11 protein-coding genes are annotated in these 15,236 nt (G+C 72.0%); 4 read left to right on the forward strand and 7 right to left on the reverse strand.

What is annotated here, in order from left to right; genetic code table 11:
• Positions 1-203: 203 nt before the first annotated feature.
• The 3 genes from QIS96_RS30475 to QIS96_RS30485 all read left to right on the forward strand — a co-directional run bounded on the left by QIS96_RS30475 (position 204) and on the right by QIS96_RS30485 (position 7,105).
• Entirely contained in the window at positions 204-1,805 is a 1,602-nt protein-coding gene (locus QIS96_RS30475; protein ID WP_282546037.1) for a long-chain-fatty-acid--CoA ligase, read from the forward strand.
• 178 nt (positions 1,806-1,983) lie between these two features.
• Positions 1,984-4,206: a family 20 glycosylhydrolase gene (locus QIS96_RS30480; RefSeq protein ID WP_282546038.1), complete on the forward strand. Its 2,223-nt coding sequence runs from the start codon at positions 1,984-1,986 to the stop codon at positions 4,204-4,206.
• 61 nt (positions 4,207-4,267) lie between these two features.
• Positions 4,268-7,105 (forward strand): SpoIIE family protein phosphatase, encoded by a 2,838-nt coding sequence (locus QIS96_RS30485; protein WP_282546039.1) that lies wholly within the window; start codon positions 4,268-4,270, stop codon positions 7,103-7,105.
• A gap of 24 nt (positions 7,106-7,129) precedes the next feature.
• Here the strand turns inward: QIS96_RS30485 and QIS96_RS30490 are convergent, their stop codons facing one another.
• The 5 genes from QIS96_RS30490 to QIS96_RS30510 all read right to left on the reverse strand — a co-directional run bounded on the left by QIS96_RS30490 (position 7,130) and on the right by QIS96_RS30510 (position 12,929).
• Positions 7,130-9,196 carry an iron ABC transporter permease gene (locus tag QIS96_RS30490; RefSeq protein WP_282546040.1) on the reverse strand — a complete coding sequence of 689 codons (2,067 nt, stop codon included), beginning with the start codon at positions 9,194-9,196 and terminating at the stop codon, positions 7,130-7,132.
• Positions 9,197-9,200: 4 nt separating this feature from the next.
• Entirely contained in the window at positions 9,201-10,181 is a 981-nt protein-coding gene (locus QIS96_RS30495) for an ABC transporter substrate-binding protein (protein ID WP_282546041.1), read from the reverse strand.
• Positions 10,178-11,038 (reverse strand): ABC transporter ATP-binding protein, encoded by an 861-nt coding sequence (locus QIS96_RS30500; protein ID WP_282546042.1) that lies wholly within the window; start codon positions 11,036-11,038, stop codon positions 10,178-10,180. Before QIS96_RS30500 ends, QIS96_RS30495 begins: the two co-directional genes overlap by 4 nt.
• A 348-nt stretch (positions 11,039-11,386) precedes the next feature.
• On the reverse strand, positions 11,387-11,752 hold the full coding sequence (locus tag QIS96_RS30505; RefSeq protein ID WP_282546043.1) for a hypothetical protein: 366 nt from the start codon (positions 11,750-11,752) through the stop codon (positions 11,387-11,389).
• Positions 11,706-12,929 carry an RNA-guided endonuclease InsQ/TnpB family protein gene (locus QIS96_RS30510; RefSeq protein WP_282546082.1) on the reverse strand — a complete coding sequence of 408 codons (1,224 nt, stop codon included), beginning with the start codon at positions 12,927-12,929 and terminating at the stop codon, positions 11,706-11,708. The genes QIS96_RS30505 and QIS96_RS30510 overlap by 47 nt, the downstream gene beginning before the upstream one ends.
• Between QIS96_RS30510 and QIS96_RS30515 the strand changes: the two genes are divergently transcribed.
• Positions 12,928-13,302 (forward strand): hypothetical protein, encoded by a 375-nt coding sequence (locus tag QIS96_RS30515; protein ID WP_282546044.1) that lies wholly within the window; start codon positions 12,928-12,930, stop codon positions 13,300-13,302. The genes QIS96_RS30510 and QIS96_RS30515 overlap by 2 nt on opposite strands.
• Before the next feature lie 23 nt (positions 13,303-13,325).
• On the opposite strand, the gene QIS96_RS30520 is transcribed toward QIS96_RS30515, so the two are convergent.
• The gene (locus QIS96_RS30520; RefSeq protein WP_282546045.1) at positions 13,326-13,973 is read right to left on the reverse strand and encodes a response regulator; all 648 of its coding nucleotides are present in this window, start codon (positions 13,971-13,973) and stop codon (positions 13,326-13,328) included.
• Positions 13,964-15,184: a sensor histidine kinase gene (locus QIS96_RS30525; protein ID WP_282546046.1), complete on the reverse strand. Its 1,221-nt coding sequence runs from the start codon at positions 15,182-15,184 to the stop codon at positions 13,964-13,966. The genes QIS96_RS30520 and QIS96_RS30525 overlap by 10 nt, the downstream gene beginning before the upstream one ends.
• Between the last annotated feature and the right edge of the window lie 52 nt (positions 15,185-15,236).

Below are 15,236 nucleotides of genomic sequence, written 5' to 3' on the forward strand. Positions count from 1 at the left end.
AACCACACGCCGCCCCCACGTCGACCAGGTGACGGCCAGGTGACGACCAGGCAGGGGACAACCTGCGCACGGTCCACCCGCCCGACGTGATTCCCCATTAACAAATTACGTCAAGACCGTTCCCCGCGGGCCGTGTAGAGCGGCACAATGCCGCAGCGGTCACCGTTCGATACGCCAGCTCGTCACGACACCGAGGAGCCCCCATGTCGACCGACACGGCGCCCTCCTGGTCCTTCCGGCACCACTGGATGTCCCAGGCGGCCACGCACGCGATGATGCGCCCCGACAAGCCCGCCCTCCGCCACCTCGGGGAGACCACGACCTGGGCACAACTGTCGGGCCGTTCACTGCAGTTGGCGGCCGCGCTCGCCGACCGGGGCGTCGCGGCCGGGGACCGGGTGGCCCTGCTCACCCTCAACCACCCGTGGTTCGTGGAGAGCGTGTTCGCGGCGAACAGCCTGGGCGCGATGGCCGTGCCCCTCAGCTTCCGGCTCGCGCCCCTTGAGCTCGACTACATCCTCGCCGACTGCACCCCTGCGGCGATCGTCGTGGACGCCCGACTCCTGCCGCTGCTGCGGTCGGTGCCGGGGGCGGCGTCGATCGGCACGGTCGTCGTCATCGGGGAACCGGCCGAGGGTGAGCCCGGCAGGGCCGGAGGGGCCGGGGACCGGCTCGCGCCCCTCGAGTACGAGGAGTTCCTGTCCGCGTACGAGCCGATGGAACTGCCCGACGTCAGCGAGGAGTCGACCGCGCTGATCATGTACACCTCGGGCACCACGGGGCAGCCGAAGGGGGTGATGCTGTCCCACCGCAACATGCAGGTGCAGGCGATCACCTGCATCCGCGCGATGGAGATCTTCGACGACTCCGACATCGGCTTCCTGACCGCGCCCTTCTTCCACATCGCGGGTCTGGGCTCGATCGTGGCGCACATCGTGGTCGGCAGCACCGTCGTGATCCATCCGCTCGGGGCGTTCGACCCGCAGGCCGTCCTCGACGCGTACGAACGCGAGGGCGCGACCGTGGTGTTCAACGTTCCGCAGCAGTGGGATCTGCTGTGCGCGCAGCCCGACATCGACAAGCGCGACCTGAAGCTGCGGATCACCAGCTGGGGTGCGGCTCCGGCGAGCGACGCGACGCTGCGTGCGATGGGCGAGAACTTCCCGGACGCCCTCAACGTGGCGGTGTTCGGCCAGACCGAGACCTCGCCGATCACCTGTGTGCTCCGCGGCGAGGACTCACTGCGCAAGCTCGGCTCCGTCGGCCGGCCGATCCCGAGCATCCAACACCGCATCGTCGACGCCGACATGAACGACGTCGCGGTGGGCGAGGTCGGCGAGATCGTCTACCGCGGGCCGACCCTGATGCAGGGCTACTGGCGTAAGCCGCAGGAGACCGCGGCGGCCTTCGAGGGCGGCTGGTTCCACTCCGGCGACCTCGTCAGGCGCGACGAGGAGGGGTTCGTCTGGGTCGTGGACCGCAAGAAGGACATGATCATCAGCGGCGGCGAGAACATCTACTGCGCCGAGCTGGAGAACGCCGTCGCCGCACACCCCGCCGTACGGGAGGTCGCGGTGATCGGCCGGCCCGACGAGCGCTGGGGCCAGGTCCCGGTCGCGTACGTCGCCACGGCGCCGGACGCCGAGCTGACCCTGGCCGACCTGACGGCCTTCCTCGACGGCCGGCTCGCCTCCTTCAAGCGGCCCAAGGACCTCGTGCTGCTCCCCCAACTCCCCCGCAACGCGGGCGGCAAGGTGCTCAAGCCCGCACTCCGCGAGCAGGACTCGGCCCACACGGAGGGGTGACGGCCAGGGCGGAGATCGAGCCGAGAGTGGTTGACAGTCATCCGATGAATCTCTACGTTCCAGGCCCGTAGGCCGCCGAATGGTCCGTCAGGTCGGGGTAGAGGTGGGGTGAATCGCTGGGTCGGATGTCGGCGGCTTGTGCTGTCCCGCCCTGCCATCCACCGATTCGGAGGCGGCCATGCGTCGCGCCCTGTCCGTACTCGCCGTGATCGTCGCGATACTCGCCGGCCTCTCCCTCGCCCCCGCGAGCGCGAGCGGGGCCGCACCGCCCTCCGGGCCGCCGCCCGTCGTCCCCAGACCGGCGCAGTGGGAGGACCTGGGCGGGACGGTCGGGCTCACCGAGGAGACCCGTATCGTCGTCGACCCGGCGTCCCGGTCCCGTACGGCGCTGTCCGAGGGGCGGCAGGAGCTGCCCGGACCCGCGCGGCAGACCACGCTGCAGCTCGCGGAGCAACTGCGGGACGAGATCGGGGAGATCAGCGGTCTCGCCCCGGACGTCACCGGTGAACCGGTGGAGCCGCGGCCGGGCGACATCCGGCTCCGCCTGGCCGACGACGCCCGACTCGGCGCGGAGGGCTACCGGTTGGACAGCTCCGACGTCATCAGCATCGACGCCGCCTCCACCCACGGTCTGTACTACGGCACCCGCACCCTGCTGCAGACCCTGCGCGCCGCCGAGGACCACCGCTCCGTACCCCGCGCGCGGAGCACCGACCGGCCGACGCAACGGGTGCGGATGGTCCACCTCGACGCGGGCCGCAAGTACTGGGAGCCGGACCACCTGGAGAACCTGATCCGGCGGATGGGCGACCAGAAGCTCAACACGCTGTTCCTGCACCTCTCGGAGTCGGAGGGCTTCCGCCTCCACAGCCCGAAGTTCCCGGGCCTGGCCGACCCCGAGCACAGCTACAGCCGCGCCGACATCGACCGCCTCAAGGCCTTCGCCGAGCGCCACCACGTACAGCTGATGCCGGGCCTGGAAGTGCCCGGACACGCGACCGTCATCAGCGAGGCCTTCGACATCGGCTTCGGCGCGGGCCCGGACCCCTGCACCGGGGAGCACACCCACTCGCACCTCACCCCGGACTGGATCGTCGACATGACCAGCGAGAAGGCGGTCGAGAAGACGAAGCAGATCGTCGACGAGTTCGCGGGCTGGTTCGACGCCCCGCTGTTCTCCATCGGCGCCGAGGAGGTGCCCGGACAGCTCGGCGAGTGCCCGCGGGTCAAGGAGTTCCTGGCCGACGACCCCGACGTCAGCACCCTCGGGGACCTCCTCAACCGCTACATCAACACCCTCGACGACGTCGTCACCGCACACGGCAAGCGCACCGCCGTCTACAACGGCTCCGAGCACATGGACGCGCCGCAGCAGCGGGTGCACGGGCCGGTCGTCTTCCTCACCTGGGAGGGCACCGGCAGCGAGCCGGTCATCCCGGGCCACGACGAGATCGCCATCGGCCCCTTCTACGTGACGCCGAACAACTACCACAACCTGTACCCGGACGAGCAGTGGATGTACGGCACGTGGAAGCCCAACTCCGAGCAGGACATGCTGGGTTCGGGCCTGATGCACTGGGCCGACTACAACTTCTGGGCCGAGGACGGCTACTTCGAGCAGCACAGCGCCGCGCCGCGCGCCGTCATGGCCGACCGCTCCTGGAACGGCTCCGCTCCCCCGGACTCGCTCGCCGACTTCAAGGCCCGCGTCGCCGCGATCGGCGATCCGCCCGGCGTACGGCCCGCCCCGGAGAAGCAGCGCGTGGACGACGGGAAACCGAGCCACCACTGGACGTTCGACCGGGCCGCGTACCCGAGCGGCTGGACGTACGCCGGGAGTCCCGGCAACACGATCATGGCGGAGGACACGGCGGGCGACCTGCCCGGTACGACGTACATCATCTACAACCCGGCCCTGGTGGACGGCGGGGTGCGCGGGGAGGCCTTCCGCTTCGACCACGACCGGGACGGCGTGGGCTTCGGTGGCCTCGACGTCGCCGAACCGTGGACGGCCTCGGCCTGGGTGCGCGCGACCGCACGACCCGAGAGCGGCGGGGTGCTGCTCAGCTCCAAGTTCGGCGCGCTGAAGCTGCAGCAGTCCGGCACCGGCATGGTCGGCCTCAGCCGCTACGGCGACGCGGGCGCCGCCGACCACAGCTTCGACTACACGCTGCCGCTCGACCGCTGGGTCCAGCTGACGTGGGTGGCCGAGCCGGGGCGGACCACGCTGTACGCCGACGGCGAGCGGGTCGGCGCGGTCGACGCCTCCGTGCCGCTGCCGATGCGCTCGGTGGGCCTGCCGAGGGCGAGCCTGCGGGGCGATCTGGACGAGCTCCTCACCTGGGACGAGGCGCTCAGCCCCGAGCAGGTGGGCGAGCACTTCAAGAGTTACGGACGGTGACTCACGCCCGTACGGAATATGCAGGTCACCACCGGCATCGGCTTTGGGCAACACTGGGAACATGGACGCTCGTCGACGCTTCCGGCGCTTCGCGGAACCGTCTCCCCACCTGCGCGCGGGCCGGTCCGCGCGCAGGCGGGACGTGCCGCGCCCGGAGGCGGGGTCGGGAGCCGGCTCGGGGCCGAGGTCGGCGTCCCGGCTGCTGAATGTGCGCACCGTCGCCGGCCAGGTGTTCCTGCTGCAGCTCGCGATCGTGCTGCTGCTCGTCGCCGCCGCCGCCGTGGCCCTGGTGCTGCAGGCCCGCCGGGACACCATCCGGGAGGCCCAGCAACGGACCATCGCCGTCGCCGAGAGCTTCGCGAACGCGCCCGGCACGCTCGCGGCTCTCGGCACCCGCGACCCCACCGCCGTACTGCAGCCACGGGCCGAGGAGACGCGGAAGCGCACGGGCGTCGACTACGTGGTGGTGTGGAACACCGACGGCATCCGCTACACCCACCCCGACCCGGCCCTGATCGGCAAGCATGTGATCGGCCCGTTCGAGAAGACGCTGGAGGAGGGTCGGGCCGGCCGCCCGTACACCGACACCTTCGAGGCCAGCACGGGCCGCACCGTGAACACCGGCGCTCCCGTCCTGCGGCCGGACGGCTCCCTCGCGGGCGTCGTGTCGGCGGGCATCACCGTGCAGCGGGTGGAGGACGTGGTCGGCGCGCAGATGCCTCTCCTCGCGTTCGGCGCGGCGGGCGCACTGGCCCTGTCCGCGGGCGGGTCCGTCCTCGTCAGCCGGCGGCTGCGGCGGCAGACGCACGGTCTCGGGGCGACCGAGATGACCCGGATGTACGAGCACCACGACGCCGTTCTGCACGCGGTGCGCGAAGGTGTGCTGATCATCGGCGGCGACGGGCGGCTGCTCCTCGCCAACGACGAGGCGCGCCGCCTGCTCGACCTGCCGCCGGACGCCGAGCAGCGCCCCGTCACCGAGCTCGGCCTGGACGCGGACGCGGCCGAGCTGCTGGTGTCGGGGCGGACGGCCACCGACGAACTGCACCTGGCGGGCGAGCGGTTGCTCGCGGTCAACCTGCGGTCCATCGACCAGGGCGGCGGCCCCTCCGGCAGCGTGGCCACGCTGCGGGACACCACGGAGCTGCGTGCCCTGGCCGGCCGGGCCGACGTGGCGCGCGAACGGCTGCGGCTGCTCTACGACTCGGGCGTACGCCTCGGCACCACTCTCGACGTGGTGCGCACGGCCGAGGAGCTCGCCGAGGTGGCGACGCCGCGGTTCGCCGACTTCGCGACCGTCGAACTCCTCGAACCGGTGCTGCGCGGCGAGGAGCCGGGCGGCGACGCCGCGATGATGTGCCGGGTCGCGATCCGCGGGCTGCGCGACCGGCCGCCGTTCATCCCGCCGGGCGAGCGGATCCCGTGGGTGTCCACCACACCGATGGCCGTGGGGATCGCGGAGGGCCACGCCGTGCTCCTGGCGGATCTCGAATCGTCCGGGGGCTGGCGGGACCAGGACCCGGAGCGGGCCCAGGCGATCCTCGACCACGGGGTGCACTCGCTGATCTCGGTGCCGCTGCGGGCCCGCGGCGTGCTGCTCGGCCTGGCCAACTTCTGGCGCTCCGAGCAGGAGCCGTTCGAGCCCGACGACCTGTCGTTCGCGGAGGAGTTGACGGCTCGGGCCGCGGTGGCCGTGGACAACGCCCGCCGCTACACGCACGAGCACTCGACGGCCGTCGCCCTGCAGCGCAGTCTGCTGCCGCGCTCGCTGCCCGAGCAGTCGGCGGTCGAGGTGGCCCACCGCTATCTGCCGGCCAAGGCGGGTGTGGGCGGCGACTGGTTCGACGTGATCCCGCTGCCGGGCGCCCGGGTCGCCCTGGTCGTCGGCGACGTGGTCGGGCACGGGCTGCACGCGGCCGCGACCATGGGGCGGCTGCGTACCGCCGTGCACAACTTCTCCGCCCTGGACCTGCCGCCCGAGGAGCTGCTGAGCCACCTGGACGAGCTCGTCGCCCGCATCGACCAGGAGGAGGGCAGCGAGAACGGCGGCCCGCAGGGCATCACCGGCGCCACCTGCCTGTACGCGGTCTACGACCCGGTCACCGGGGTCTGCACGATGGCGCGTTCGGGGCATCCGGGTCCTGCGCTCGTCGACCCGGAGGGGGCCGTCACGTTCCCGGACGTGCCGGTCTCGCCGCCGCTCGGCCTCGGCGGCGGACTGCCCTTCGAGGCCGCCCAGGTCACCCTGGGCGTCGGCGCGCAGCTCGTCCTCTACACGGACGGGCTCGTCGAGGACCGCGGACGGGACCTCGACACCGGCCTCGCCCTGCTGCGCTCCGCGCTGGAAGAGGCGCACGGGGGTCCCGAGGCGACCTGCACGGCGGTCCTCGACGCGCTCCTGTCGCCGCACCCCGGTGACGACGTCGCCCTGCTCGTGGCCCAGGTCCGGATCCTCGACCCGGACCGGATCGCCGAGTGGGAGGTGCCGAGCGATCCCGCCGCGGTGAGCCGGGTCCGCTCCGAGGTGACCCGGCGTCTGGGCGGCTGGGGCCTGGCGGAGGCGACGTTCACCATGGAGCTGGTGGTGAGCGAACTCGTCACCAACGCCATCCGCTACGGCATCCCGCCGGTCCGGCTGCGCCTCCTGTACGACCGCAACAGCCTGATCTGCGAGGTGTCCGACGGCTCCAGCACGTCCCCGCACCTGCGCCGGGCGAACACCACCGACGAGGGCGGGCGCGGCCTGTTCCTCGTCGCCCAGTTCTCCGAGCGCTGGGGCACCCGCTACACCGCCCGCGGCAAGGTCATCTGGACCGAGCAGCCGGTGCACGTCCAGGGGCCGGAGCCCGACGACCTCACGCCGGAGGACCTCCTGGCCCAGTGGGACGACGAGCTCTGAGCCCGGACCGGCTCCTGTCCTCGGCTATCGGCGGCTGCGTACCAGCAGATACAGGAAGTACGGGGTGCCGATCGCGGCGGTCATCAGGCCCGCGCCGAGCTGGCCCGGGGCGATGACGGTGCGGCCCACCAGGTCGGCGGTGCAGACGAGCAGCGCGCCCAGGAGGATCGAGACGGGCACCACGCGCGCGTGCTGTCGGCCGACGAGGGCGCGGGTCGCGTGCGGGGCGACGAGCCCGACGAAGCCGATCGTGCCGGCGGCGGCGACGGCGGTCGCGCTCAGCAGGACGCCGAGGACGAGGAAGCCCAACCGTCCGCGGCCCAGGTTGAGTCCGAGCAGCCGCGGGGTGTCCTCGTCGAGGGAGACGAGGTCGAGTTCGGTGCGGCGCAGGGCCGCGACGACGGTGCCGAGGGCGAGGACGACGGCCAGCGGCGTCACGTCGGGCAGCGTGCGCCCGTAGGTGGAGCCGGAGAGCCAGGTGAGGGCCTTCGTCGCGTTGAACGGGTCGGTGAGGATGATGAGCAGGCTGATCAGCGCGGACGCGCCGGTGGCCATGCCGAAGCCGACGAGGACGAGCCGGTTCTGCCGGAAGCCGCCGCGCGCGGCGAGGCCGAAGACGAGCAGCGAGCTGACGGCGGCGCCGACGAACGCGCCGGCGGCGAGGCTCCACGATCCGGCGAGGGGCACGGTCGTGACGAGCAGCACCGCGCCCAGGGCGGCGCCGTTGGTGACGCCCAACACCCCTGGTTCGGCGAGGGGGTTGCGTGTCACGGCCTGGATGAGGGTGCCGGCGAGGGCGAGGGCCGCGCCGGCGAGCAGGGCGGCGAGGACGCGGGGGACGCGGGTGTCGAGGACGAAGGTGATGGCCTGACCGGACTGTCCCTGGGCCCAGTTGAGGACGTCGCCGAGGAGCAGTTTGGTGTCGCCGAGGAGGACGGCGGCGATGGTCAGGCCGACGAGCAGCGCGACGAGCACGGCGGTGGTGACGGCGAAGACGGTCCTGCTCCGGATGCGCAGCCGCTCGGCGGATTCGGCCTCGGCCGAGTCCTTGACGCGTGCGGCCATGAAGATCAGGAAGGCGGCCCCGACGAGGCTGGTGACGACGCCGGTCGGCACGGCCACCGACAGGTCCTCGGGCACGACGGCGCGCAGCAGCACGTCGGAGCCGAGGACGAGGATCGCGCCCGCGAGCCCCGCGAGCGGCAGCCGCGCGCGGGAGCGGGTGAACGCGTGGAACCTGCGGGCCAGGGGCCGTACGAGGGCGGGGGCGCAGAGGCCGACAAAGCCGATGGGCCCTGCGAGGGTGACGGCGGCGGTGGAGATGAGCGCGGCGAGGACGACGGCGGTGACGCGGGTGGCGCGCACGGGGACGCCGACTCCGCGCGCGGCGTCGTCGCCGAGGGCGAGGGCGTCCACGCGGCGGGCGAGGAGAAGCAGTCCCACGAGGCCGACGGCGGCGACGGGCGCCGTCTGCAGGACGCCGTCGAAGCCGTTCTGGGCGATGCTGCCCTGGTTCCACTTGTAGATGCCCTCGGTCTCCCGGGGGAAGAGGAGGAGCAACCCCTCGGTGACGGCGGTGAGTCCGAGGGTGAGGGCGCTGCCGGCGAGGACGAGCCGGACGGTGCCCGCGCCGAGCCCGGAGAGGCTGAGGACGACGGCCGCCGCGGCGAGCCCGCCGACGAAGGCGACGCCGGCGGAGGCGAACAGCGGCAGGGAGAGCCCGGTGACGGCCGCGAGGGCGAGGGCGAAGTAGGAGCCCGCGTTGACGGCGAGGGTGTCGGGCGAGGCGAGGACGTTGCGGCTGACGGTCTGCAGGGCGGCGCCGGCCATGCCGAGCACGGCGCCGACGAGGAGTCCCGCGGTCATCCGCGGCAGCCGGGAGGCGACGACGACGGCGGTGTCGCTCTCGTCGGCGCGGCCGGTGAGGGCCTTGAGGATGTCGGGGGCGCCGACGGCGGCGGTGCCCTGGGTGATGTCCACGACCGCGAGTGCGGCGGCGAGGACGAGGAGTGCGGCCGTCACCGCAGCCGCGCCCGCCCGTGAGGGGGATGCGCTCGTCGACGGACGGGTGGTGGTTGCGGTGACGGCCATGGTGTTACTTCGTCAGCTCCTCGACGACGGAGTCGACGTACTTGCTCATCGACCCGGTCGCGCCGAACATCCAGACGCCGTCGGGCAGTCGGTGGACGTTGTCCTTCTTCACGAACGGCAGCGAGTTCCACACCTTGTCCTTCTTGAGGACGCCGGTGAACGGGATGCTGGCCTTGTCGCCGTCGTTGCCGATGTACGCGAAGTGCGCGTCGTCGTCGAGCTTGGTGAGGCCCTCGACGTCGGTGGCGCCGAGGCCGTACAGCTTGTCGCCCTTGACCTTCCAGGCGTTCTTCAGGCCGAGCTCCTCGTTGACGGCGCCGACGAGGGAGCCGCTGGTGAAGGGCCGGATGGAGACCTGGTTGGACCGGACGTAGGCGTCGGCGAAGGCGTAGTCGGCGCCGTCGAGGTCGGCGTCGGCGAGCTTCTTCTTGCCCTCGGCGAGCTTCGCCTCGAAGTCCTTCTGGAGCTTCGCGGACTGCTTCTCGGTGCCGGTGGCCTCGGCGATGAGGTCGAGGTTCTTCGTCATCTGCCCGATGGGGTCGGCCGCGTCGGCGGGCTTGACCGTGAGGACGGGGGCGATGTCGCGCAACTGCTTCACGGCGGCCTCGGGGAGGTCCGTGGTCGCGACGATGAGGTCGGGCTTGAGGGAGGCGACGGTGTCGGTGCTGGGCTCGCCGCGGGTGCCGATGTCCTTGGGGCTGTTCTTCAGCGGGACGGCGGTGTTCCAGGTCTTGTAGCCCTTGACGTCGGCGACGCCGGCCGGGTCGACGCCGAGCGACACGAGGCTCTCGACGACGTTCCACTCGGTGCCGACGACGGTCTTGGCGGGGCCGTCCAGCTTCACCTTCGCGCCGGTGGCGTCGGTGAGGGTGATGGGCTCGGCGCCCTTCTTCGCGTCGTCGGCGGCGGGCTCGGTGGTGCCGCAGGACGTGAGGGTGAGCAGCGCGGCGGTGGCCGCGGCGGCGGTCAGGAGGAGGCGTCTCATGAGGGGACGTGGAGCCTTTCGGTTCGGGTGTGATGCCGGCCGATCGCACGGGTGCGGAGCCGTCCTGTGAGGGGGTCTGTGTCGACTTCGATACGGATGCCGTACGTGTCGGTGAGGCGCTCGGCGGTGAGGACCTGTTCGGGCATGTCGTCGGCGACGACGCGTCCGTCGCGGAGCAGGACGATGCGGTCGGCGACGGCCGCGGCCTGGTCGAGGTCGTGCAGGACGACGCCGACGGCGATGCCGTGGTCGTCCGCCAAGTCGCGCATGAGGTCGAGGAGTTCGACCTGGTAGCGCAGGTCGAGGTAGGTGGTGGGCTCGTCGAGGAGCAGGACGCCGGTCTCCTGGGCGAGGCAGCCGGCGAGCCAGACGCGCTGCAGCTGCCCGCCGGAGAGGTGTTCGGCGCCCCGGTCGGCGAAGTCGGCGACGCCGGTCAGGTCGAGCGCGCGGTCGACGGCTTCCCGGCCGCCCGGGTCGGCCTTGCCCCAGCGGCCGCGGTACGGGTAGCGGCCGAACTCGACGACGTCGCGCACCGTCAGGCCGCTCGGCGTGGGGCGGCCCTGGGTCAGCAGGGCCACGTACCGGGAGAACTCACGCGTCGTCAGGGCGAGGGCGTCGGTGTCGGCGTCGAGGGTCAGGCGGGCGGTGCGTGCCTGCTGCAGGCGGGCCATGGTGCGCAGCAGCGTCGACTTTCCGCTGCCGTTCGGCCCGACCAGGACGGTCACTTCGCCGGGGCGCAGGGTCACGGACGCGTCGTGCAGCACGTCGACACGGTCGTACGCCACGGTGACGTCCGTCGCCGTCAGGGCGTGGCCGTGCGCATGCGTGACCTCGGGGGTCTCTTCGCCAACTCTCACGGCCCGAAGGTTAGCCTAACCTTACGGCTCGTTGAAGAGGGGGTCGCCATCTTGCACAAGAGGGATTCCCGCCAAGTTCACTTCGTACGGAACGCTCTGGCCGGATCCATCCAGGCGCGGGCGACCCGCCTCGCACAGGCGGCTGACCAGGCCCGTTCCGTATGGGTGTAACACTCAGGCGTCCGCCGCCGCTGAACGAAATGCGGCCCGCATTCGCATCGGCGCATCGGCCGCGTGCGGCACAGCCGGGGCTTTCTCCTGTGGGGGGTGGCAGCCCCGGCTGTCCGCATGACTCGCCGGATGTCTCGCCGGTTCGGGGCAGGGGCAAGGGCGGGGGATCCCCCGGCGTCAGGCGTTCCGCTCCCCGGCCGTACGTCTCGCGCCCCCGGCCATGTAGTTCGTGACCAGTGCGGTGAGTTCCTCGACCAGCAACTCCCGTGGGATCGCGGGCCGTTCGAGTACCCAGCGGACGCTGAGCGCCTCCATCGCGGCCACGATCACCCACGAGCGGGTCGCCCCGGTCCGCTCCCCCGGCGCCCGCCCCGCGAGGTAGGCCGCGCCCAGGTCCCGGATGCGGCGGCGGAGGGCGTGCAGATGGTGCTCGCTTTGACTTGCTCCTCGCCCTGGGGGGCGAGGATTCTGGCCTTCTTGACTGGGTGCTGTGCCGCTACGCGGCACAGTTGCCGGTCTCGAATCCGTGGCTTCCTGCTTCATCGCGCTGTGCCGGGGTTGCTCCCGGGCTTACCGGCGCTCCGCAGGCCGATGCCGCCAGTCCGGCGGCCTGTTTGACGGTGCGTGCGGCGTTGATGTCGCGGTCGTGGACGGTGCCGCAGGCGGGACAGGTCCATTCCCGCACATTCAACGGTTTGGGGCCGTCGCGGTGACCGCAGGCCGAGCAGACCTGACTGGTCGGTTCGAACCGGCCGATAGTAATCAGCGTGCGGCCGTACCGTCCCGCTTTGTACGTCAGCATGCCGACGAACTGTGACCAGCCCGCGTCGTACACGGACTTGGCCAGCTTCGTGCGCGCCAGTCCCGCCACCGACAGGTCCTCCACGGCGATCGCTTGGTTCTCGCGGATCAGCTTCGTGGACAACTGATGGTGGAACTCACGGCGCGCGTCAGCGACCTTCGCGTGGGCGCGGGCGACCTTTTCGCGGGCCTTGGCCCGGTTCTTCGATCCCTTCTGTTTGCGAGACAGCTCCCGCTGTACCTTCTTCAGTTTCTTCTCCGCGCGCCGCAAAAAGCGCGGGGAGTCGATCTTCGTGCCGTCGGACAGGACCGCGAAGTGAGTCAGCCCGAGGTCGATACCGAGAGTGTTCTCGGTCTGCGGCATCCGTGCCTGGTCGGTGGCCGGGTCGGTGTCGACGACGAACGACGCGAAGAACCGGCCCGCCGCGTCCTTGATCACGGTCACGGAGGACGGTGTGGCGGGCAGAGCGCGGGACCACTTCACCTTCACCGCACCGATCTTCGGCAGGTTCAGACGACCTGCGTCGGTGATCTTCCAGCGGGCATTCGCAGTGAACCGGATCGACTGCCGATGATCCTTGCGGGACTTGAACCGAGGAGCGCCCAGCTTCGGGCCTTTGCGGGCGCCCTTCAGGCAGGCGAAGAAGTTGCGGTAGGCGGCCTCCACGTCCCGCAAGGACTGCTGCAAAACCACCGCGGAGACCTCGCCCAGCCAGGACCGCTCCTTCGTCCGCTTCGCCTCGGTGACCAGCTCCCTAGACAGCTGACCGGCCGTCGGGAACGGCCGCCCGTCCTTGCGGGCGTCCTCACGGGCACGGACCGCGTCGTTGAACACCACACGGGCGCACCCGAACGCCCTCGCCAACGCGGCCTGTTGGACGGCGTTCGGGTACAACCTGAAGGCGTACCGAAGCTGCATGAACCGGACGCTAACACCGCACACCGACAGTCCGAGCCGGATCAGCCACATCCAGCTCCGCTGGAACCACACGGCGACGCTCCGCCTCGCCCACACCAGATTCGCCCCACCCCCGGCCGAGCGGGCCCGGCAGGCGAGCCTGCTCGGCGTCTTCGTGGGCCGGGACGGCATGCGGGACCTGGGGCTTCGGTGGCGGCTGCCCTGGGCGCTGCTCCTGTCCCTCGCGGGCAACACCATGCGGTACCGGGTGTTCGGGCTCCTGCCGGGAGGACGGCGGCGGATCGAGGCGCGCGGCGCACGGGTGCAGGACCGGCAGCTGGCGTCGATGTTCCCCGGCGGGGCTGCCGCGGTGGGAGAGCTGCCGGGGCCGTGAACTCCCTTACCTACCGGGGGAGTTCACGCGCGGAGGTAGGCCAGAACAGCAAGGACGCGGCGGTGGCTCTCGCCGTCGACGTGGAGTTCGAGCTTCTGCAGGATGTTGCCGACGTGCTTGTTCACGGCCGCTTCGGTGACGTACAGCGCGCGGGCGATGGCGGCGTTGGCGCGGCCCTCGGCCATCAGGGCGAGCACCTCGCGCTCGCGGGGCGTGAGCCGTTGCAGCGGGTCGTGGCGGCGGTTGAGGAGTTGGCGTACGACCTCGGGGTCCACGACCGTCGCGCCCGCGGCGACCTGGACGACGGCGTCGACGAACTCGGTGACGGCGCTGACACGGTCCTTGAGGAGATAGCCGACCCCGGCATCCGATCCGAGGTCCAGGAGGTGGGCGGCGTAGGACTGCTCGATGTACTGACTGAGGACGAGGACCGGCAGTTCCGGGTTCTCCCGGCGCAGGGCGAGGGCGGCGCGCAGGCCGTCGTCGCCGTGGTCCGGGGGCATGCGGACGTCGGTGACGACGATGTCGGGCCGGTGCTCGCGCGCGGCGGCGACCAGGGCGTCCGCATCGCCGACCGCGGCCGCGACCTCGTGCCCGAAGCGGGTGAGCACCCCGACCAGGCCGTCCCGCATGAGCGGGGAGTCCTCGGCGAGTACGACGGTCAGCGGCACGGCAGCTCCACGTGCAGGAGGGTGGGTCCGCCCGGCGGGCTGGACAGGCGGAGTCGGCCGTCGGCGGCGGCGACCCGGTCGGCGAGCCCGGTCAGGCCGCCGTCGGGCCCGGGTTCGGCGCCGCCGCGGCCGTCGTCCCGTACGGACAGGGTGAGCAGGTTGGTGTGGAGCCGGGCCCGCACCTGGACGTGGCTCGCGCCGCTGTGCTTGGCCGCGTTGGCGAGGGCCTCGGAGATCACGAAGTACGCGGCGCTCTCCAGGGGCGCGGGCGGCCGGCCGGGCAGCCGGATGTCGACGGTGACGGGCAGGGCGGCGCGGGCGGCGAGGTTCGCCACGGCGGCCGTGAGCCCGTGGTCGGTGAGGTCCTTGGGGTGGACGCCGCGGCTCAGGTCCCGCAACTCCTCGACGGCCAGGGTGAGTTGCTCCTGTGCGGCGGCGAGCTGCGCGGACAGGGCCGAGTCGGGTGCGGCGTCCAGGCGGGCGAGGCCGAGCTGCACGTTGAGGGAGACGAGGCGCTGCTGCGCGCCGTCGTGCAGGTCGCGTTCGATGCGGCGGCGCTCCGCGTCGAAGGCGTCGACGAGGCGGGTCCGGGACGCTTGTACGTCGGTGAGGCGGCGGCCCAGTTCGCTGTCGCGGGGTTCGAGCATGAGCCGGGTGACGGCGGCCCGCGCCCCGGCCCAGGCGGTGATCGTGTAGGGCGCGGCGGGCAGCAGGCACAGGCCGACGACGAACAGCGGCCAGGCGCCGGGGTCGTCGACGGGCGACAGCATGACGAGGACGGGGACGGCGAGGGCGAAGGCCAGGACGAGGAAGTCCATCCACCACAGGGCCGTCAACGAGACGGCGGTGAAGCCGAGTTCGCGCCAGGTGGCCTGCTCGTGGAGGCGGGTGCGGAGCCGGCCGCGCAGTCCCGGCCGGTCCGGCGGCCGGTGCGGGTCGGGCACCGGGTCCCGGTCCACGAGCCGCAGCCGCCACCGCTCGAACCGGGTGACGGGGATGCCGGACAGGGCGACGCCCAGCAGCAGCACCGCGCCCACGAGCACGATCAGCGAGGCGAACCCGGCGACGAGCAGGCCCACCAGGAGGAGGGTGGCGACGGCGCCGAAGGCGGTGCCGGACAGCAGGTAGGCGAGGGACCGCCAGGGCCAGCTCGTGCGGAGCAGCTTCAGCGGGTTCTGGGCCAGGGCCTGCCAGGCGTTGCGGTGACGCATCCGTCGAAGGTAGCGGCACGGGGATCTTGAAGCAGTAGTGCGGGCACTACCT

Origin of the sequence: Streptomyces cavernicola, assembly GCF_029968035.1 — a bacterium.
In the GTDB taxonomy this organism is placed as follows: domain Bacteria; phylum Actinomycetota; class Actinomycetes; order Streptomycetales; family Streptomycetaceae; genus Streptomyces; species Streptomyces cavernicola.

Coding starts and splice junctions, on each gene's coding strand:
- QIS96_RS30510 (WP_282546082.1), bottom strand. CDS start 12,929: ATGCAGCTTCGGTACGCCTTCAGGTTGTACCCGAACGCCGTCCAACAG.
- QIS96_RS30490 (WP_282546040.1), bottom strand. CDS start 9,196: ATGGCCGTCACCGCAACCACCACCCGTCCGTCGACGAGCGCATCCCCC.
- QIS96_RS30505 (WP_282546043.1), bottom strand. CDS start 11,752: ATGAAGCAGGAAGCCACGGATTCGAGACCGGCAACTGTGCCGCGTAGC.
- QIS96_RS30525 (WP_282546046.1), bottom strand. CDS start 15,184: ATGCGTCACCGCAACGCCTGGCAGGCCCTGGCCCAGAACCCGCTGAAG.
- QIS96_RS30495 (WP_282546041.1), bottom strand. CDS start 10,181: ATGAGACGCCTCCTCCTGACCGCCGCCGCGGCCACCGCCGCGCTGCTC.
- QIS96_RS30485 (WP_282546039.1), top strand. CDS start 4,268: ATGGACGCTCGTCGACGCTTCCGGCGCTTCGCGGAACCGTCTCCCCAC.
- QIS96_RS30515 (WP_282546044.1), top strand. CDS start 12,928: ATGAACCGGACGCTAACACCGCACACCGACAGTCCGAGCCGGATCAGC.
- QIS96_RS30475 (WP_282546037.1), top strand. CDS start 204: ATGTCGACCGACACGGCGCCCTCCTGGTCCTTCCGGCACCACTGGATG.
- QIS96_RS30480 (WP_282546038.1), top strand. CDS start 1,984: ATGCGTCGCGCCCTGTCCGTACTCGCCGTGATCGTCGCGATACTCGCC.